The sequence below is a fragment of the Nonomuraea sp. NPDC050451 genome (assembly GCF_044458585.1).
The window spans coordinates 32,031-49,593 of sequence record NZ_JBITHZ010000043.1 but is presented as its reverse complement, the minus strand read 5'-3'; the positions used below and the strand labels follow the sequence as shown (position 1 = coordinate 49,593).

At 71.4% G+C, this 17,563-nt stretch carries 19 protein-coding genes; 10 read left to right on the top strand and 9 right to left on the bottom strand.

Translation table 11 applies throughout. From position 1 onward, the window contains the following. The first annotated feature begins 4 nt into the window (after window positions 1-4). Window positions 5-682, top strand: coding sequence for a carboxymuconolactone decarboxylase family protein (locus ACIBI9_RS58055; protein WP_397236080.1), 678 nt, complete (start codon window positions 5-7; stop codon window positions 680-682). A gap of 279 nt (window positions 683-961) precedes the next feature. Beyond that, window positions 962-1,939: an alpha/beta fold hydrolase gene (locus ACIBI9_RS58050; RefSeq protein WP_397236078.1), complete on the top strand. Its 978-nt coding sequence runs from the start codon at window positions 962-964 to the stop codon at window positions 1,937-1,939. Between the two features lie 85 nt (window positions 1,940-2,024). On the opposite strand, the gene ACIBI9_RS58045 is transcribed toward ACIBI9_RS58050, so the two are convergent. After that, window positions 2,025-2,465, bottom strand: coding sequence for an ester cyclase (locus ACIBI9_RS58045; protein WP_397236075.1), 441 nt, complete (start codon window positions 2,463-2,465; stop codon window positions 2,025-2,027). Between the two features lie 125 nt (window positions 2,466-2,590). After that, the gene (locus ACIBI9_RS58040) at window positions 2,591-2,743 is read right to left on the bottom strand and encodes a hypothetical protein (protein WP_397236073.1); all 153 of its coding nucleotides are present in this window, start codon (window positions 2,741-2,743) and stop codon (window positions 2,591-2,593) included. Between the two features lie 3 nt (window positions 2,744-2,746). Here ACIBI9_RS58040 and ACIBI9_RS58035 point away from each other — a divergent pair, with 3 nt between their 5' ends. Beyond that, window positions 2,747-3,217, top strand: a complete 471-nt coding sequence (locus tag ACIBI9_RS58035) for a hypothetical protein (protein ID WP_397236071.1) — start codon at window positions 2,747-2,749, stop codon at window positions 3,215-3,217. A 94-nt stretch (window positions 3,218-3,311) separates the two neighbouring features. Further along, a complete protein-coding gene (locus ACIBI9_RS58030; RefSeq protein WP_397236069.1) occupies window positions 3,312-3,752 on the top strand; it encodes a cupin domain-containing protein in 441 nt (146 codons plus the stop codon). 152 nt (window positions 3,753-3,904) lie between these two features. Here ACIBI9_RS58030 and ACIBI9_RS58025 read toward each other — a convergent pair whose 3' ends face one another. Continuing rightward, window positions 3,905-4,519 carry a hypothetical protein gene (locus ACIBI9_RS58025; RefSeq protein WP_397236067.1) on the bottom strand — a complete coding sequence of 205 codons (615 nt, stop codon included), beginning with the start codon at window positions 4,517-4,519 and terminating at the stop codon, window positions 3,905-3,907. Window positions 4,520-4,521: 2 nt separating this feature from the next. Then, window positions 4,522-5,094 carry an RNA polymerase sigma factor gene (locus ACIBI9_RS58020; protein ID WP_397236065.1) on the bottom strand — a complete coding sequence of 191 codons (573 nt, stop codon included), beginning with the start codon at window positions 5,092-5,094 and terminating at the stop codon, window positions 4,522-4,524. Between the two features lie 180 nt (window positions 5,095-5,274). On the opposite strand from ACIBI9_RS58020, the gene ACIBI9_RS58015 reads away from it, so the two are divergent. After that, window positions 5,275-6,339, top strand: coding sequence for a class I SAM-dependent methyltransferase (locus ACIBI9_RS58015; protein ID WP_397236063.1), 1,065 nt, complete (start codon window positions 5,275-5,277; stop codon window positions 6,337-6,339). 12 nt (window positions 6,340-6,351) lie between these two features. Here ACIBI9_RS58015 and ACIBI9_RS58010 read toward each other — a convergent pair whose 3' ends face one another. Then, on the bottom strand, window positions 6,352-8,235 hold the full coding sequence (locus ACIBI9_RS58010) for a hypothetical protein (protein ID WP_397236061.1): 1,884 nt from the start codon (window positions 8,233-8,235) through the stop codon (window positions 6,352-6,354). After that, window positions 8,232-9,158 carry a TIGR02996 domain-containing protein gene (locus ACIBI9_RS58005; RefSeq protein WP_397236059.1) on the bottom strand — a complete coding sequence of 309 codons (927 nt, stop codon included), beginning with the start codon at window positions 9,156-9,158 and terminating at the stop codon, window positions 8,232-8,234. Before ACIBI9_RS58005 ends, ACIBI9_RS58010 begins: the two co-directional genes overlap by 4 nt. Before the next feature lie 197 nt (window positions 9,159-9,355). On the opposite strand from ACIBI9_RS58005, the gene ACIBI9_RS58000 reads away from it, so the two are divergent. Together ACIBI9_RS58000 and ACIBI9_RS57995 are read left to right on the top strand one after the other, a co-directional pair. After that, window positions 9,356-10,585, top strand: coding sequence for a DUF6745 domain-containing protein (locus ACIBI9_RS58000; protein WP_397236057.1), 1,230 nt, complete (start codon window positions 9,356-9,358; stop codon window positions 10,583-10,585). A gap of 33 nt (window positions 10,586-10,618) precedes the next feature. Beyond that, window positions 10,619-11,023, top strand: a complete 405-nt coding sequence (locus ACIBI9_RS57995; protein WP_397236055.1) for a hypothetical protein — start codon at window positions 10,619-10,621, stop codon at window positions 11,021-11,023. Window positions 11,024-11,093: 70 nt separating this feature from the next. Here the strand turns inward: ACIBI9_RS57995 and ACIBI9_RS57990 are convergent, their stop codons facing one another. Beyond that, window positions 11,094-11,306, bottom strand: coding sequence for a hypothetical protein (locus tag ACIBI9_RS57990; RefSeq protein WP_397236053.1), 213 nt, complete (start codon window positions 11,304-11,306; stop codon window positions 11,094-11,096). On the opposite strand from ACIBI9_RS57990, the gene ACIBI9_RS57985 reads away from it, so the two are divergent. From ACIBI9_RS57985 to ACIBI9_RS57975, 3 genes are all read left to right on the top strand, one after another. Further along, window positions 11,289-11,963, top strand: coding sequence for a cytochrome P450 (locus ACIBI9_RS57985; RefSeq protein ID WP_397236051.1), 675 nt, complete (start codon window positions 11,289-11,291; stop codon window positions 11,961-11,963). The genes ACIBI9_RS57990 and ACIBI9_RS57985 overlap by 18 nt on opposite strands. Window positions 11,964-12,094: 131 nt before the next feature. Then, entirely contained in the window at window positions 12,095-13,066 is a 972-nt protein-coding gene (locus ACIBI9_RS57980) for an RNA polymerase sigma factor (RefSeq protein ID WP_397236049.1), read from the top strand. An 87-nt stretch (window positions 13,067-13,153) separates the two neighbouring features. Continuing rightward, entirely contained in the window at window positions 13,154-14,059 is a 906-nt protein-coding gene (locus tag ACIBI9_RS57975) for an alpha/beta fold hydrolase (protein WP_397236047.1), read from the top strand. A gap of 87 nt (window positions 14,060-14,146) precedes the next feature. Here the strand turns inward: ACIBI9_RS57975 and ACIBI9_RS57970 are convergent, their stop codons facing one another. Together ACIBI9_RS57970 and ACIBI9_RS57965 are read right to left on the bottom strand one after the other, a co-directional pair. Then, complete coding sequence (locus ACIBI9_RS57970; RefSeq protein WP_397236045.1) at window positions 14,147-17,245, bottom strand: AfsR/SARP family transcriptional regulator; 3,099 nt, start codon at window positions 17,243-17,245, stop codon at window positions 14,147-14,149. Between the two features lie 77 nt (window positions 17,246-17,322). Then, on the bottom strand, window positions 17,323-17,544 hold the full coding sequence (locus ACIBI9_RS57965; protein ID WP_397236043.1) for a hypothetical protein: 222 nt from the start codon (window positions 17,542-17,544) through the stop codon (window positions 17,323-17,325). Between the last annotated feature and the right edge of the window lie 19 nt (window positions 17,545-17,563).

Here is a 17,563-nt window from a genome sequence, read left to right as displayed (position 1 = left end):
CCCCATGACCCAGCTCGCCGGAGCCGACGCCCTCATCGCGCTCGACCCCGTCTTCGCCCAGCTAGCCGTCGGCGCGGGTCACAACCTGTGGGGCCTGACCCACCTGACGATGCGCGAGAAGGCCTTCGTCTGCCTGACCGCCGACCTGTGCCACCCCCACCTGGACCTGCCTCTGGCCATGCACGTCCAGATGGCCCTGACCAACGGGGTCGACCCCGAATCCATCCGGGAGCTCTACCGCCACCTGGCCCCGTACGTGGGCTACCCCATCCTCGTCCCGGCCTTCCAGCGCCTGACCGAACTCGGACTGCCCCCGGCACAGGACACCGACCCGGTCAAGCCTGTGCCGCTGACCGGAGCGCTGGCCCGCGCCGTACATGATCTCGAGGACTTGGACCCGGGGCTGGCCGCCTTCACCGAGGACCAGCTCGCCCAGCGCTGGGCCCGTCCGCACCTCAGCCTCCGCGAACGGGCGATCGCCTGCCTGACCGTGGACGTCTTCTACCAGACGCTGGGCCGGTCGATGCGGCTGCACGCCGCCTTGGCGCAGGCGGACGGGGCCACCGAGGAGACCTTTCGTGATCTGATCCGCGGCCTGGCGGAGTTCGGGCTCGCCCGAGCATGGGCAGCCGCGGAGACCCTGCTCCCTCAGCCAGACTCTGGCACGGAGAACGCAACATGAACACGGCTCCTCGAGGACCCCGACACCGAGGGTCAGATCCGCATCATGCTGCCCCGGGCTGCGACGACGGCCGTTTCCGGCCTACGCGCCCGGCTCGCACGAACGCGTCGTGGTCGAGTCTGTCGCGGATCAGACCGTCGACTTGCGCGCTGTCGTGGTCGCCCTGGCCGTGGCTACCCGCCGATCGTACGTGAGCCATGTCACGGGTCGCACTTGTCACGCCGGGCGAAACTCATCCGTCCGGTCTGTGTGAAGACCTCGCAGACAATGAGGAAGATCATGTCCAGACTCGATGAGACACCGCCGGCTTCGGCCGAGCAGCCCGCCCGCCGGCGGCGCTGGCCGCGATGGCTGGCGGGCCTGGTCGCGCTGCTGGTGGCCGCGGCCCTGTTCATCGCGTATATGTGGCAGCCGCCTGCCGTACAGGGTTACCGCTCGCCGTACCTGAGCCGCATTCACTCCCTGTACGCCGACACTCCCGTGGCTCGCTTCCACTACACCAAAACCGGACAAGGCGCGCCGGTGGTACTGATCGCGGGAGGCGCCCAGTGGCAGTACTCCTACCGGGACACCATCCCCGCCCTGGCCGAGAACCACACGGTCTACGCTGTCGACCTGCCGAGCCAGGGCTATACCCGGGCGGCGGAGAACTTCACCTACACCATCCCCGCCATGGCGGACGCGATCAGGGCCTTCCTGGATGAGGTGGGCTTGACGAAGGCGTCGCTGGTCGGACACTCGTGGGGTGGTGCGTGGACCCTCTCCTTCGCCGAGCGCCACCCCGACCGGGTCGACAGGCTCGTGCTCCTGGACTCGCCCGGCCTGGACAAGGAGCCGGCTTCGCAGACGGCCGTGTTCGGCGTGCCGGTAGTGGGTGAGGCCGTGGTGAAGCTGATGCGCCGCGCGGATTTCGAGACCAGCCTGCGCTCGGCGTTCACTCACCAGGAACGGGTCACCGCGGAGGTGGTCGACGAGAACTGGGCATGGATGTCCAGGTCCGAACAGCGAGAAGCCTTCGTCGAGCTCGTCCGCAGCCAGGATTACGCCCCCATCGACGCGGGCTTGAGCCGGATCACCGCCAGGACGCTCATCGTCTGGGGAGGGGATGACCAGTGGCTGCCCGCCTCCTACGCCCGCGAGTACGCGGAACGCATCCCTGGCGCGGAGGTGAAGGTGATTCCGGATGCCGGGCACAATGTGCACGAAGACGATCCGGCACGGGTGATCCCCCTCCTCGCCGCGTTCCTCAGCGGCTGAGTCACGCCGGCGATCGAGCGGGGGTGGCGATCAGGCGTCCGGCTGCTCCGCCAACGCCTTCACCGGCGGGGGAACCATACCGGCGTCACGGGCTCTCGTCCTCCCCGAAGCAGAGCGCGCCGCCGATCTGGGCGCCCAGCTCCAGTTGGTCGTAGTAGATGCGGTGGCTGACGATGAGATCGTCCTCCACGGTCGAGACGCTGCACGCGCGCACGAGGATGGGGCGGCCGGTCGGCTCGGCCACGCCCCCTCCGGGCATCAGGTAGGCGCCCTTGTGCGTGCCGCTCAGGGTGTACTCCGCCACCAGGGTGTCGCCCAGGATCGTGAGCGACTGGACAGTGCATCTCGAGTCCGGGAACGCCTCGATGAACGCGCCGTAGTAGGAGGCGATCTCGTCCCTGTCCTGGCCCACGCCGTCCGGCGCGACGAGGACCGCACCGCGGCTGAAGGTGTCCGCGAGGCTGTTCAGATCGTGGCGGTTGAAGGCCTTGCGCAGCCGGTCCAGCGGGCGTCGGGGATCAGACATCGACTCATGTTAATAGCCAAATGGGCAATTATTGGGCCAACCCTCAGTACAGAAGCCGCATTTCAGCCACAGCAGCAAAATGCTGAAATCCGCCAGAAGTTGGTTGTCCGGAATATCGGGCAGTGTCACAGCTTGCCGAGCTGTCCTGTCAGAGCTGTGACCACCCTGGTGCCGGCCTCGCCCGGCAACCCGCCGACGACTACGATCTCGGCCAGTTCGGAAACGAGGAGTACCTGCCCGGTGAAAGTCGAGACCGCCTGATGCAGGCCTTCCTCCACGCGGTGGGGATATCGGCCGGCTGCGCCCTGGCCCTGGCCCCGGCCCTGCTGCCCTCCGCGCGGCCCACCAGGAGGTGGCCGCACGTCGTCATGGCGCTCGGCATGGCGGCCGGGCACCTGGGCGGCTGGTTCCTGTCCGCCGCGGTGCTCGCGCTGCTGACCGCCGGCTGGCTCTGCGGCTCCCCCTCCCGCCGCGCCGAGACCGGTCACCACATCCAGGACTTCGTGGTCATGTCCATCCTCCTGGTGCTGACGGCGTTCGGCCCGCCCCCGCTCGCCGGCGCTACGTACGGGCACCCGCACGGAGGCGGTTCGCCGGCCACGGTGGCCCTGGCCATCGGGCTGGCCTGGACCTGCGCCCGGCTCATCCGCCTCCTGCCAGGGCGGAGCACGGATCGAACGATGCTCCCCCAGGATGTGTGCTCGGCCGGGATGGCGGCCAGCATGGCCTTCATGGCCGCTTTGGCCCTCTGACGGGTCAGAGTGTTGTCACACATCGGGGCGCTGCCTTGTCTGAGCTGGTGCACGGCCGGACCGAGCCAGCCACCGCCCCTTGAAAGGAACCCTGATGAGCACCGACCACGCTCACGCCCACCACCTCGACAACCCCGACAAGAGCGGGCCGCCGCCGAAGCTCGACATGGTCGCCACCGTGCCGGGGGCCCCGCCCGCGCCGGAGGGCGCCGAGGCGATGACGATCCTGGTCACGTTGCCGCCGAACAGCCCGGGTGCGCCGCCGCACCGGCACTCCGGGCCCGCGTACGGGTACGTGGTCAAGGGCGCCATCAACTTCGAGCTCGAAGGCGAGCCCGTGCGGGTCGTCCGGGCCGGTGAGGCGTTCTGGGAGCCCGGTGGGGACGTGATCCACTACCAGGACGGCAACCACCTCGCCGACGAGGAGTCGGCGTTCGTGGTGACGATGTTCTGCGCGCCCGGGCAGCCGATGTTGGTCCCGGTCAGCCCGGAGGAGCTGGAAGCCCGGCGGGACCGTCGCGCGCCGCGGTCATGACCAAGGTTTCACTGACCGAGCTCGCCCGCGAGCTGCTCACGCGTGCCCGTGAGGCGCACAGCGGGCGCGGCACGCTGAGGTTCACCACGGCGCGCTGAGAGCGAAGAAAGCGGGAGCCGGCGTGCCGGTTCCCGCCTCTTCAAACCCGGGCCTCAGCCGGTGTGGGGAACGGGTGTGCACGGCTTCACAGGTGAGCCCGCCTTGGCCAGCCATGAGCCCATTCGCCAGAGCACCTGCGCGCTGCGCTCGTCGCTGAACTCGAGCACGAGCGTCTCGCCCGGCCTGATGTACTCGGGGAAGATCTGGAACTTGCCCGAGCTCCCCCGGATGGCCTTGAACGAACGCAGCTTGCCCACGCGCTCACGCAGCTCGTCCGCGCCGTCGACGGGCGGCCCGCCGTAGGACTCGTCCGCGCCGACGAACCTGGGGACCTCGCATCGCATGCCGGGAGCCAGGAACGTCACGTCGGCCTTGACGCCGGCCCCGGCCAGCTCGGCCTCCAGCCCGTCGGGGTCGCGCAGTTCCTTGAGCGTCACCGTGAGCGTGCCGTCCGGGTCCTTGGTCACCGCGTACGCCGAGGTCCCGGTGCCGATCACCTGCGGCGTGAGGGCGACCGCCGCCGTGGCTGCGACCGCGACCAGCGCCCGGGGCACGGTGACGACGCGCCGCCGGGTGTGCATCCCGTCGATCAACCGTCGTCGTGCTCCCGCGAGATCATCGGGGGTGGCCGGTGGGACGGTCTCCCACATGGCCTTCAGTGCGTCCAATGTCATTCTCCTTGGTCTTCTCGGTCGAGGGCGCGACGGATCTGGAGGCGGGCCCGGTTGAGGCGCGACGCGACGGTGCCCGGCGGGATGGCGAGCGCGTCGGCGACCTCCTGGTAGCTCAGTTCGGCCCAGGCGACGAGCAGCAGCACGTCGCGGTCGGCCCGGCTGAGCTTCAGCAGGGCCCGTGCCAGCGGCCGGTTGACGGCCAGGGTGTTGACCCCGTCCTCGACCTGGCGGCCCACGATCTCGGCCGGGTGCACGCCGCTGCGGATGTACGCCCGGTAGAGGTTCGTCTCGGTGCGCCGCCGCTTGCCGATCACGTTGGTGGCGATGCCGTACAGCCACGGGCGGGCGTCGGGGCGGCCCCGGTCATAATCGCCCCGGCGCTGGAACGCGGCCAGGAAGGTGTCGGCCACGACGTCCTCCGCCTCGTCGGGTCCCAGGCGTCTGGTCACGTAGCGGTGCAGGAGCGGCGCGTGCCGGTCGAAGAGTACGGCGAAGGTCTCCGGCTCGTTCAGGGACCTCTCGATGAGGGTCGCGTCATCGAACTCGACGCCTTCGCGGTGGATTGTCATGCATGTCGGCCTTTCTGGCGTATGCGGTCACCTGTACTTACCGCGCCAGGCCGAAAAGCTTCACGGCACACGCATCTCACTCCCACGACGGAGCTTTTGACACTCTGCGGGCGCGCGCTTGGGCCAGCCGTCACTGTTTATATAACGCTAATTGTCATCGTTTATATAGATTTGCGAACTATGGAGAAGACGCTCGACCAGGATCGGGTGCAGGAGTTCCTGGAACGCGTGATGACCGACAGCGGTGCCGCCCTCGCGGGCCTGTGCACGTCGATCGGTACCCGGCTCGGGCTCTACGGGGCGATGGCCGGGGCCGGGCCGCTGACCTCCGAGGAACTCGCCGCCCGTACCGGGCTCAACGAGCGATACGTACGGGAGTGGCTGGCCTCCCAGGTCGCCGGCCAGTACGTGCACTACGAGCCCGGCACCGGCACCTACGTGTTCCCCGACGAACACGCCGCCGTGCTCGCGGACCCGGCCTCTCCCACGTACTCGGCGGGGGCGTTCACCATGCTCCAGTCGCTCTACGCCACCGAGGACGCGCTGGTGGACGCCTACCGGACGGGCGACGGCGTGGGCTGGGAGGAGCACGAGCCCACTCTGTACGAGGGGGTGGCCACGTTCTTCCTCCCCGGCTACGCGGCGTCCCTGGTGCAGGAGTGGTTGCCGGCCATGGACGGCGTCGTGGAGGGGCTGGAGCGGGGCATGTCCGTCGCCGACGTCGGTTGCGGCTTCGGCCACAGCACGCTGCTCATGGCGCACGCGTTCCCCGGCTCGCGCTTCCACGGCTTCGACTTCCACGGCCCGTCCCTCGAGAGAGCGCGGCGGGCGGCGGAGGAGCAGGGGCTGGCCGATCGGGTGACCTTCGAGCTCGCGGGCGCGGGCGACTTCCCCGGCGGCGACTACGGCCTGATCACCTTCTTCGACTGCCTGCACGACCTCGGTGACCCCGGCGCCGCGTTCCGGCGGGCCGCGCAGACGCTGGCCGCCGGCGGCGCCTGCCTGGTCGTCGAGCCGAACGCCGCCGCGGCGCCCCAGGACAACGTCAATCCGCTCGGCCGGGCGTTCACCGCGACGTCCGCGACGTTGTGCCTGCCCGGGGCGCTGGCCCAGAAGGGGCCGTACGCGCTGGGCAACCACGCAGGCGAGGACGCCCTGCGGCGCATCGCGTACGAGGCCGGCCTGCGCACCTGGAAGCTGGCCGCGGAGGGCCCCGCCAACCGCGTTTACGAGGCCCGCCGCTGATTCCCCGCCGCGTCAGTCGTCCTCGTCGTCCCAGTCGTCCTCTTCGTCGTCCCACAGGTCGCTGGGCGGCAGCGGGTGCTCGTCGTCGACGAGCGAGTCGTCCACGTAGCGCCGCCAGGCGCGGCTCTCGTCCGGGTCGGCCCAGTCCTCCTCGGTGATCCTCGGGATGGGGATGGTGGCCCGCTGGTGGTCGACCATCCACGAGTTGCGGAAGAAGTCGAACTTGAGGTGGTAGCAGCCGGCGGACTCGGTGTAGATGATGGGCGGGACGAGGAACTGCGCCACGCCGACCTTGGCCGCGACGACCACGTAGTCCTCGGGGATGGACTCGTCGTTCCAGCAGGCGGCGAAGTTCACCGGCTGGAGCGCGCCCTTGCCGAGCACGTGGATGAGGTTGTCCTGGACGACGAACCGGTCCGGGTCGAGAGCCACGTCCTCGCCGAGCATGAGGATCGGCGCGGGGAGGATGTGCGCCTTGGCGAAGGACTGCGCGTCGGTGTAGAGATCGATGATCTCGTCGTGGCGCGTGGGGTCGTAGCGTCCGGAGGAGTGGAACGGGCAGCAGATCTCGTTGTCGGCCCGCTCCGGCTCGGGGAAGAACGCGGACTTGTCCACCCGCGTCATGACGGACCCGCCGCGCCTGGCCGCCAGGAACTCGGGGATCCAGCCGGCGTCGTCGGACTCGATGACCTCTGTCTCGCACAGCGCCCGGAACGCGGTGTCGCCGAGCTTGCAGTTGAAGTAGTCCAGAAGGGTGAGCGCGGCGCACTCCGCCAGCGGCAGCTCCTCGGACTTGGCGAACCAGAAGTCGTAGCCGTTGGCCACGAAGTGCACTCCGCGGAACTCCTTGTGCACGAAGGTCTCGCGCGTGGGGCCCTCCCCCAGGCCGTTCCAGTGGGCGGCCGCCACCTGGTTGTAGTACGCGTCGGCCTGCCGGGCCAGCTCCGGCGCGAACACGCTCTCACCGGTCAGGTAGCACGCCTTGCTGAACAGCTCGCCGATCTCCGGCGCCTCGGTGACCTCGTCGGCGGCGAAGATGAGCTCGGTACGCAGGAACACCTTGCGGCCGTCGTGGTAGGGGGCGCCCTCGTGCTCGTACCGCTGGTCGAAGATCACGCACGTGAAGTCGCCGATCTCGCTGAGCGCGGCGCCGCCGACCAGGTCCAGCGCCGGCGACCCCGTGCCGCCGGTCAGGTACAGCAGCACCGTGTACCGGGAGATGTGCCGCCGCGTCGCGTCGAAGTACGGCGTGTCCCGATGGCGGTGGAAGTTGGCGTCACCCGGCTCGAACCGGTTGCACCTGAACACCGGGTTCACGTGCGAGAACCCCTCCGCCGTCGCCGGCGGCAACGCGTCGGCCACCGCCGCGGTCAACGCCTCGGCCAGCAGCGCCGAGTGGAAGATGAACCGTTCACCGCCCCGGGATCCGGCGTTCAGCGGCGGCACGTACAGCTTGAGCTCGTCCAGCCGCGCCAGCCGGGCCTGCGCCTCGGCCGGCAACCGCAGCGAGAACGAGAACACCCCCTCCGCGTGCTCCACCCGCCCGGCGAGCTCCGCCTCCAACGGCACGTCCTCGAACAGGCGGTCCAGCGGGACGATGTTCTCGAACGTGCGGAACGACAACTCGTGCGGATCCACGAACACCGCCGCCAGGTACGGCGCGTCCGCGCTCGGCCGGGCGAACAGATCGCGCACCCGCTCGTCGATCCGCTCGGCGTCGATGAACCGCACCGCCTTGAACCGCGCCGATGGATGCCAGGAAATGTCCAGTCCGTCCACCGTCGCGGCCGGATCGGCGTCGGTCGCGTCCACCTCTGCCCGATACCGGGCGGCCTCCTCGGCGGGCGCGTCCCCGCTCGACAGGACGAAGAACCGATCCCGAAGTTCGATGCTCACATGCACCTCCACAAGCTGCGCAGCCCGGACGGAAGGTTCGCGGCGTGCGCCAGCTTGCGCACGCCGTCCTGGCCCACATCGGCGTCGTAGAGCCACAGCCGCGCGAGGGACCCGGCGAACGGGGCCGCGACCAGAGCCTCCGCGCCCGCCTCGCCGATGCGGTTGTACCGCAGGTCGAGCTCGGTCAGCTCCGGGAACCGATGCAGGGAGCGCACGCCCTCGGCGCTCACCCTGTTGCGCTGCAGGTGCAGGCGGCGCAGTCCGCCCAGGTACGGGGACGCCGCGAGGGCCGCCACACCTGCGTCGCCGATCCGGCAGTACCGCAGCTCCAGCGCCCGCAGCCGGTCCGTGCGGAGCGAGGCGGCGAGGAGCTCGGCGCCGTCGGGACCCAGGTCCAGATAGGAGAGGTCGAGCCCGGCGAGCCGCCCGAGATCCAGCCCGTCGAGTGCCCGCATGTCCAGGCGCCCGGGGCGAACCTCGCCTCCCGAGCCGCCCTCCTCGTCCTCGTCCTCGTCCCAGTCCTCGTCGTCGTCCCAGTCCTCGTCGTCCTCGTCGGTCGCCGCGCCCGCCGTGATCCTCAGCGTGGTCACGAACCGGCCGCTCAGCACCTGCTCCACGACCTCGCGGACGTCGTCCGACCACGGGACGGCCACCTCCGTGGCGAAGCCGTACCTGCGTGCCAGCACACGCGCCGTCGCCGGCAGCCCGTCGTCCCATCCGTCCTCGTGCTCCGCGAGGAGGCCGGCGATCTCGCTCTCCACGGCCGGGCGGTCGGCGGGACGGGTGCGCGCCAGGCGCTGCTCCAGGCGGATCAGCGTGCCTCTGGCGTCGCCCTGCTCCAGCAGCCAGTCACTGTAGGCACCCCACGAGGCGAGGTCTTCGGGATGAGCCCGTAACGCGTCTTCGACGGCAGTCACTTGCATTCGTACGAATGTACGGAGATCGACAGATGTGTCAAGGCGCCGCACATCATCTGTAAACGGACCCCGAATGACCGCGCGGGCAGGTATCGTGCTGCGCCGAGTACATGATCGCCGACGTGGACAGCCCACGCGGCACGGTGTCTTTGCGGCGCCCTCGGGCGGAGCCAGGGGGCCCGCCCCAGTTGGAGGTCTCCACCGTGAATTCACCGGGTCCTGAGCCGGGCCGGGACGACGACGCCGCCGAGAGGCGGGCGTGGGAGTCCGCCGCCCGTGCCTGCTACCGGGAGATCGGGGTCCCGTTCCCGGAACGGGTCGTGTGGGTGTCCTCACCGCTCGTCGGCGCGTTCGCCGCGCCGATCGCCGCCTGCCTGAGCACCGGCCACCGCAACAGCCGCGTCCTGGAGTCCGTCTACCGCTCGGTGGACGACACCGCCGGCGAGACCGTCGGGCACGCCGTACGCGCCGCGGTCCGGGCCGCGTCCGACGGGGCGGCGAGCGATCCGGTGCACGGCGCGGCGGCCACCGCCCTGCACGCCGAGATCGCCGCCACGATGGGCTCCGCGCTGGCCTCGGCGGTGCGGGACCTGCCCGCCCGCGAGGAGAGCCGGAACGTGCCCGCCGGCGTGCTGAACCTGGTCGCCGGTGCGTCGGACGCGGCCGTACGGGCGGCGGTGGACGCGGCGGTGGGCGGCCCGCGCCAGGACACGATCCGCGGAGAGGTACGCCGGCTGTGGCGGGCCCACCTGGCGTTCCAGCGGCCCGGCACCTGGCTCACCCTGGTCGACCGCTTCAGCCAGGACGCTGCCACGCCGCACGACGAGGACCGGCCGTGGCAGAGCACCCCGGAGCAGGACGCGGCGCGATCCGCGCCCGCCGGCTGGTGGTGGTGGCCCTTCCTCGACTTCGTCATGCTCTGTCCGCGCCCGACCGAGCTGCACCTCGAGCAGGTCGGCGAGGGCGCCAGGGCCGTGCACCGACCGCACCGCGCCGACGGCCCCGCGGCCGGGTGGGCCGACGGGTTCGGGGTCCACTTCTGGCACGGCACCCACGTCACCCGGGCCGTCATCGACGACACCCTCACCACCGACGAGATCCTCCGCGAGACCAACGCCGAGATCCGCCGCTGCGCCATCGAACGCCGCGGCTGGGACCGCTTCATCGACGAGGCCGGCCTCGCCCAGATCGGGCCCGCCGTGCCCGACCCCGGCAACCCCGGCCAGACCCTCAGCCTGCACGACGTTCCCGAGGACATCTACACCACGCACGTGCGGGTCCTGCTGTGCACCAACGGCACCGTCGAACGGGACGGCACCCGCCGCCGCTTCGGCCTCACCGTCCCCGCCGACTGCAGCGACCCCATCCACGCCGCCGCCTGGACCTACGGCCTCACCCCGGCGCAGTACGCCACGGCGCAACGACGATCCTGACCCCCGCCCACCGGCAAAGGAGCCCGAGAGAAGATGCCCACCATCGAGCAGGCCATCGCCACCTTCGGCGTCACCGTCGACGAGCACCTCGACCGTCAGGCCGAGATCCCCATCCTGTCCGGCCTGCAGTTCCAGGGCGACGTCGCCGTCGTACCGGCCAACCGGGAGCCGGCCCGCACCCCCGTCCCCGAGACCGGCGTGCCGATCGTCCGCGGCCAGGGCGGGGCCAACACCCACCTCCTGCTCGCCACCGGCAAGGCGTTCTTCACCCCGGAGCGCTTCGGCGGCGGGATGGTGCTCGGCGTGCTGACCGTCGCGGAGGACGCGACCGCCTACCTCGCGCACCCCGAACACGCCTTCACCGGCATCGCGCCGGGCACCTACGAGCTGCGCCGCCAGCGCGAGCAGGCCGACCAGACCCGGCTCGTCGCCGACTGAGGGCCGTCCGCCGTCGCGCTCAGGCCGGAAGAGAAAGGCGGATGCCGGACATCCGCCTTTCTGTCGTCTCTCAGGGCACCAGAGCGGCCATCAGCCCGTACTCGATGGCCGTCGCGGCGTTGACGTATGCGGAGATCGTCGCGTTGCTGCACGATCCACGGGTCAGCTCCGCCCCTGGCTCGCCGAGGTCACCGACGGGCTGATCGACGGCTTCGCCGGAAAGAACGGCATCGACGCCGTCGAGGAGTTCGCCTACCCGCTGCCCGTGGCCGCGATCTGCCACCTGCTCGGCGTGCCCCGCGAGGACGAGCCGCGCTTCCGCCACTGGGCCGACGCCACCGTCGAGGCATTCGACCCGACCACCGGAACGTTCGAGGAGCGCCAGCGAGGGCCGATGGCCCGTGGCGACCTGCTCAACACCGGCGCGCTGCTGCTGGTCGCCGGCCACGAGACCACCGTCAACCTCATCGCCAACGGCCTGCTCACCCTGCTGCGCCACCCCGACGTGCTCGAGCGGCTGCGCCACGAGCCCGACCTGAGCATCCCGCTGGTCGAGGAACTCCTGCGCTACGAACCAACGGTGCACATGCTGACCGGACGCAGCGCCCTGGCCGACATCGACCTCGCCGGCACCACCATCCCGCAGGGCTCCCCCCTCGCGCTCGTCCTCGCCGCCGGCAGCCGCGACCCCCACCGCTTCCCCGACCCGGACCGCTTCGACCCCGACCGCGCCGACAATGTGCACCTCGGCTTCGGCAACGGCATCCACTACTGCTTCGGCGCGCCGCCGGCCCGGAGCGAGGCGCAGGTGGCGCTCTCCGCGCCGGCCCGCCGGCTGGTCAATCCCCGGCTGGCCACGGACCCGCCGCCGTACCGGCCCAACCCGACACTGCGCGGCCCCCGCCACCTCATGATCGAGTTCGATGCCATCGCGCCCTGATACGTCATCTGACGTACGGGAGATGACTTTGCCGGTCCTATGGTGGTTGGTGCGTCACCTGGGGCGGCCCACGGGTGGCCGATGTTCCGGGGAGGGCCGCGAACGGGGGCGGAAACGCGACGATGCGGGGCATGACGGGACACGCGGCCGACGATGTGGCGTTGACGCGGGCCGCCCAGGGCGGTGACATCGCCGCCCTGGGGTTGCTGCTGGAACAGCATCGGGCGGGCATGCGGGCCGTGGCGTTGAGCATCCTGGGTCCCGGTCCCGACGTGGACGACGTCATGCAGGAGGCGGCGCTCGTCGCCCTGCGCCGCATCGGGGACGTGCGGGACCCGCGGGCGGCCGGCCCGTGGCTGCGGATGATCGTACGCAACGGGTGCCGCGGTCTCCTGCGCGCGTCGAGCCAGGTCGAGCCGGTCGCCGAGCTCGCGGTGCGAGACGCCGACGCCGACCTCGGCGAGCTGCTGGAACGGCACGCGCTGCGGGACTGGGTGTGGGAGGCCGTCGAGGAGCTTTCGCCCACGCTGCGGTTGCCGCTGGTGCTGCGCCATTTCACCGAGGGAGTGACCGGGTACGAGCGCATCGCCCAGGTTTGCGGTGTGCCGGTGGGGACCGTACGCAGCCGGCTGAACCAGGCGCGGGCGAAACTCGCCGCGGCCCTGGACGCGACGGCGGCCGGAGCGCACAGTGACGCCCGGCTCCGGACCGCGGCGAGCTGGGACGAGGCCCGCGACACGTTGTCGGCCGCCGAGGCCGGAGAGTTCGGCAAGCTTCTCAAGGAGAGCTGGTCTCCCGAGGTCGCCCTGATGAGCGGCGACACGTGGATGGGTGACGCCGCGCTGCTCGAACGGGCCATGGACGGCGATCTCACCGCCGGGGTGCGGCAGCGGCCGGTCAACGTGGCCGCGGGGCGGTCACTGACCGTCTGGGAGATGGACATCCTCAACCCGGCGGACGACCCCGGCCACTGCCCGCCGTCGGTCGCGTGGATCATGAGTCTCAGCGGCGGCAGGGTGGCGCAGCTGCGCCTGTTCCATCCGGTCCCGTTGAGGACCGCCGTGCTGCCGCCGGAGCTTCAGGACACCTGGCCCTCGATGTGACGCAGGTCATACATCCGGGATCGAACTTCGGCTCCGCGCCCGCATCTTGTCGGTGTCATCCACACACCTTCAAGATCGGGAGTTCTGATGGTCTCACCTGTCACCGGGCAGCCGGCCGCGGGCGTACACACCTTCGAGGCAGAGGGCGTCGTCGTGCGCTACCACGTCCACGGCTCCGGGCCGGTCTGCGTGGCGCACCCGGGCGGCCCCGGAATCGCCTGGGAATATCTGCGCGCGCCCGAGCTGGAGAAGCACCTGACCATGGTCTACCTGGAGCCGGCCGGGACCGGCGGCTCCGACCGGCTCGCCACCCATCCGCACGGCTACACCCGGCGGCTCTACAGCGGGCATCTGGCCGCGCTGATCGATCACCTCGCCGTGGGCCCGGTCCATGTGCTGGGGCACTCGCACGGCGGTTTCGTCGCCCAGTACCACGCGCTGCACCACCCTGACCAGGTCGCCGGTCTCATCCTGTACGAAAGCGCCCCGCTCACCGGGCCCGAGCACATGGCCGAGGCGCAGCGATTGGTGGGAGAGTTCGCCGCCCGCCACGCCGATCACCCGGGCCTGCCGGCGGTCCTCCAGGCGTTCGCGGGGATATCGGCGATCGCCGACGACGAGAGCATGGAGCGCACCGTCAGGGGGATCCTGCCGGCCTACGTCGCCGACTACTGGGCCGACGCTCCGCACTGGGCGCGGCTGCAAGCGGCCCTGCGGGCGAGCCACATCTCGGGGCTGGACGAGCACGGCGCCCCTGACCTCATCGACGACCGCGGGACGCTCGGAGCGCTGACCGCACCGACCTTGATCGTGGTCGGGCGCTATGACGTCATCTGCGGGGTGCGCTGGGCCGAAGAGCTGCACCGGCTGATTCCGGCCTCGCGCCTGGTGATCCTGGAGCGCAGCGGGCACCTGGGCCACCTGGAGGAGCCGGAGCGGTTCGCGGCCGAGGTCGCCGCCTTCGTGAGCGCACAACCCGCGCCCCGCCACTGATCGGTTGCGGGCGTCCCTCGGTCGGGGCGCCCGTAACAGACGGGTGTCCCCCGGACGGGCGCCCGTCTGACCGGCAGCGCCGGGTCGTTACAGCGCGTCCGTCAGCAGCGGCGTGAGCTTCTTCTCGCACGGCGCGTGTCCGATCTGCCCGCACAGCCGCAGAACCTGATCGGCCCTGCGTGCCGCCGCGTCGTGGTCGCCGCGTCGCCGTTCCAGCCCGGCCAGCTCCGTCAGCGCGGCCAGCTCCGGCAGCCGGTACGTGTTCTCGGCCGCCACGGTGTGTCCCCGCAGCGCGTGGCGGACGGCTCCCTCCTGGTCGCCCAGGGCGTCGAGCAGCCGGGCGCGGGCGAGCAGCGCGTAGGCCAGATGCCAGCTCAGGCCGCCGGCGCCGATGAGGTCGTCGGCCAGGTCCAGGCTGTCGGCGGCCTCGGTCGTCAGGCCGAGACGGATCCCGGCGTCGGCCAGGGCGATCAGCGCCGCCCCTTCCACCAGCCGGTCACCCTGGCTGCGGCACACGTCGAGCGCGGCCAGCGCCTCGTCCCGCGACTGCGCCCACCGGCAGTTCTCCCAGTGCAGCCGGCTGATCCAGATCTGCGTCGTGGCCGCGCCGTGGCCGCCTATCGAGGTGATCAGGGCGACCGACTGCCGAAGGCAGGTCTCCGCTTCGCCGTACCGGCCCTGGTCGAGGAGCACGGCGCCCAACTGCCGCAGGTCGGCCCCCTCGGCGTAGGGCAGATTGTGGCGCCGGCTCAGCGCGAGTGCCTGCCTGCAGTACTCCTCGGCCAGGTCCAGCCGGCCCAGGTGGTGGTACTGGTTGCCGAGCGCGTGGAGTGCCCGGACGTGGCCGGGCACCGATCCGAGCTCGCCGAAGAGCTGCGCCGCCCGTACGTTGTCGGCCATCGCCTCGACGAGGTGGCCCGTCCACGCGCGCGCGAAGCTCAACCCCATCCTGGCCGCCGCCTCGACCTCGCGCTCGCCGCTCTCGTGGGCGATGCGGACGGCCTGTTCCAGGTGCCCGACGGCCTCCTCGCGGCGGCCGACACGGAAGAGGCCATCGCCCATGCCGGTGTGCAGCATGGCGGTCACGGCCGGCACGTCGTGCGCGGAGGCGGCCTCCAGCAGGGTCGGCGCGATCTCCATCCACTCGCCGATGCGTCCGGTACGGGCGCAGATGGCGCGGACCATGTCGGCCAGGCGCCAGACGGCCGGGCCGGGATCCCGCTCGATCGCGCGCATCAGCGCGGCCATCAGATTGATGACGTCGGCCGTCTCGGGGGACGGCCGCTCGCGGGCGTCCGTGCTCGGTTGCTCGCCGGGGAGCAGGGACTCTCCGGGCGCGCAGCGGGCGGCGATGGCGGCGCCCAGTTGCAGGTAGTGGCCGAACAGGCGATGCCAGGCCGGCTCACGCTCGGGGTCGCGCCCGGCTTCCGCCACCGCGTACAGGCGGACCAGGTCGTGGAAGCGGTACCGATCGGTGATGTGGTGTTCGAGCAGGTGGGCCGCGGCCAAGGTCTTGAGCGAGGCGCGTGCCGCGTCCTGCGGGAGGCCGGTGACCGCCGCCGCGGCCGCCACGGTGACATCGGGGCCGGGCACGAGCCCGAGCAGGCGGAAGACCCGCTGCTCGGCGGGGGCGAGCACGCGGTAGGAGGCGGAGAAGGCGACGGTGACGGGGTTGTCCCTGGCGCCGTCCACGGTGAGCCCGGCCAGCGGGTTGCCGGCGGCCAGCTCCGCCGCGACCGCCGCGGTGCCGTCCTCGGGCCGGGCGGCGGCGTTCGCGGCGGCGATGCGCAGCGCGAGCGGCAGCCCGCCGCACGCGCGCACCAGCTCGGCGCGCGCGTGCGACTCGGCCGGGCCGCCCGCCGGTCCGAGCACGCCGTCCAGCAGCGCCCGGCCGTCCTCCTCGGACAACGGGCCGAGCGAGTGCTGCCTGGCACCCGCGAACGCCACCAGTTCGCCCAGGCGGTGCCTGCTGGTCACGAGTGCCACGCCGTTCGGGGGCAGGAGCTGCTCGATCTGGGCCGCCGCGCGGGCGTTGTCCAGGACCAGCAGGAACGAGTGTCCCGCCAGCAGCGAGCGATAGAGGCCGAGCTGCGTCTCGAACCCGCCCCGCACCCGTTCGGGATCGACGCCGAGCGAGACCAGCAGCCGGGTCAGCGCCGCCGTCGTGGTCAGCGGCTCGTGGTCCGGATCGTAGCCGCGAAGGTCGATGTAGAGCTGCCCGTCGGGGAAGCGGTCCTTGGCCTGGTGCGCCCAGTGCAACGCGAGGGCCGTCTTGCCCATGCCGGCCGTGCCGCTCACCACGCAGACGCCGTCGCCGCCGTCCAGGCACTCGTTCAGCCACGCCAGTTCCGCGTCGCGGGCGGCGAACTCGGGCACGTCCCTGGGCAGCTCGGCCGGCCGCGCGACGAAGGGTTCTCGCCGCGGCGGAAGAGGCACCGGCGAGTCCGGTTCGTCGTCCCTCAGGAGCCGCTGGTGCAACTGGCGCAGGGGGCGGCCGGGCTCGATGCCCAGCTCGTCGACCAGCCGCCGTCTCGCCTCCCGGTACACGGCCAGCGCTTCGGCGCGGCGCTCGCACCGGTGCAGGGCCAGCATGAGCTGTCCCAGCAGCCGCTCGCGCAGCGGGTGCTCGGTCACCGCCGTGTGCAGCTCGCCGACGATCTCGGCGTGCCGCCCGGCCGCCAGTTCCGCCTCGTACAGCTCCTCCAGGGCGCAGACCCGCCTGTCCTCGAGGCCCGGACGTTCCTGGTGGATCAGCGCGGCGCCGGCCCCTGCCAGCGCGGGCCCGCGCCACAGCGCTGCGGCGGCACGCAGCCGTGCCGCGGCGTCGCTGTGGCGTCCCTCCTCCGCGTCGGCGCGCGCATCGGTTCTGTACCGCTCGAACAACTGCAGGTCGAGCTCGTCCACGCCGGCGTGGATGCGGTAGCCGGCGCCGACGCGGCTGATGCGCTCCTTGCCGACCAGAGCCCGTAGCTCGTGGATGTAGACCTGTAAGCGCGCGACAGCCGTACGCGGCGGCCGCTCGCCCCAGATCAGGTCGACGAGCCGGTCGTCCGGCACCGTACGGTTCACATGGAGCAGCAGGGCGGCCAGCACGGTCCGCTGTTTCGGCGAGCCCAGCGCGATCGGCCCGTCATGCCCGTCGACCGCTACCGGCCCGAGAAGCGCGAACCGCGCCTCCACTTCCATGTGTCCCCTTCACGTCCCGATTCCCCCGCTGTGATGCTAGCGAGGGATGATCGTGAAGAAGGGGGGATACGGGATGGTTACTTCAGGACCCAGAGCGCCCAGAACGGGCTGTCCCAGTCGCAGTCCCAGTATTCGTGGTCCCCGGAGTACTTCCAGCCCGCCGCCTCGCACTGCGCCAAGGTCCTGTGGACGCTCTTGATGTAACCGGCCTGCGCGCTCGCGGACGTACTGGCGCCAACTGCCGCGGCCACCGCCAGGGCGGCCGCCGGGACCAGCACTCTCATGATCTTGTTTCGCATGGAGAAAGCGTCGCAGCTC

Excerpts from the sequence above, each read along its gene's own strand:
- ACIBI9_RS58015 (WP_397236063.1), top strand. The coding sequence starts at position 5,275 with ATGGAGAAGACGCTCGACCAGGATCGGGTGCAGGAGTTCCTGGAACGC.
- ACIBI9_RS58045 (WP_397236075.1), bottom strand. The coding sequence starts at position 2,465 with ATGTCTGATCCCCGACGCCCGCTGGACCGGCTGCGCAAGGCCTTCAAC.
- ACIBI9_RS57995 (WP_397236055.1), top strand. The coding sequence starts at position 10,619 with ATGCCCACCATCGAGCAGGCCATCGCCACCTTCGGCGTCACCGTCGAC.
- ACIBI9_RS58030 (WP_397236069.1), top strand. The coding sequence starts at position 3,312 with ATGAGCACCGACCACGCTCACGCCCACCACCTCGACAACCCCGACAAG.
- ACIBI9_RS58050 (WP_397236078.1), top strand. The coding sequence starts at position 962 with ATGTCCAGACTCGATGAGACACCGCCGGCTTCGGCCGAGCAGCCCGCC.
- ACIBI9_RS58020 (WP_397236065.1), bottom strand. The coding sequence starts at position 5,094 with ATGACAATCCACCGCGAAGGCGTCGAGTTCGATGACGCGACCCTCATC.
- ACIBI9_RS57975 (WP_397236047.1), top strand. The coding sequence starts at position 13,154 with ATGGTCTCACCTGTCACCGGGCAGCCGGCCGCGGGCGTACACACCTTC.
- ACIBI9_RS57970 (WP_397236045.1), bottom strand. The coding sequence starts at position 17,245 with ATGGAAGTGGAGGCGCGGTTCGCGCTTCTCGGGCCGGTAGCGGTCGAC.
- ACIBI9_RS57980 (WP_397236049.1), top strand. The coding sequence starts at position 12,095 with ATGACGGGACACGCGGCCGACGATGTGGCGTTGACGCGGGCCGCCCAG.
- ACIBI9_RS57965 (WP_397236043.1), bottom strand. The coding sequence starts at position 17,544 with ATGCGAAACAAGATCATGAGAGTGCTGGTCCCGGCGGCCGCCCTGGCG.
- ACIBI9_RS58055 (WP_397236080.1), top strand. The coding sequence starts at position 5 with ATGACCCAGCTCGCCGGAGCCGACGCCCTCATCGCGCTCGACCCCGTC.
- ACIBI9_RS58005 (WP_397236059.1), bottom strand. The coding sequence starts at position 9,158 with ATGCAAGTGACTGCCGTCGAAGACGCGTTACGGGCTCATCCCGAAGAC.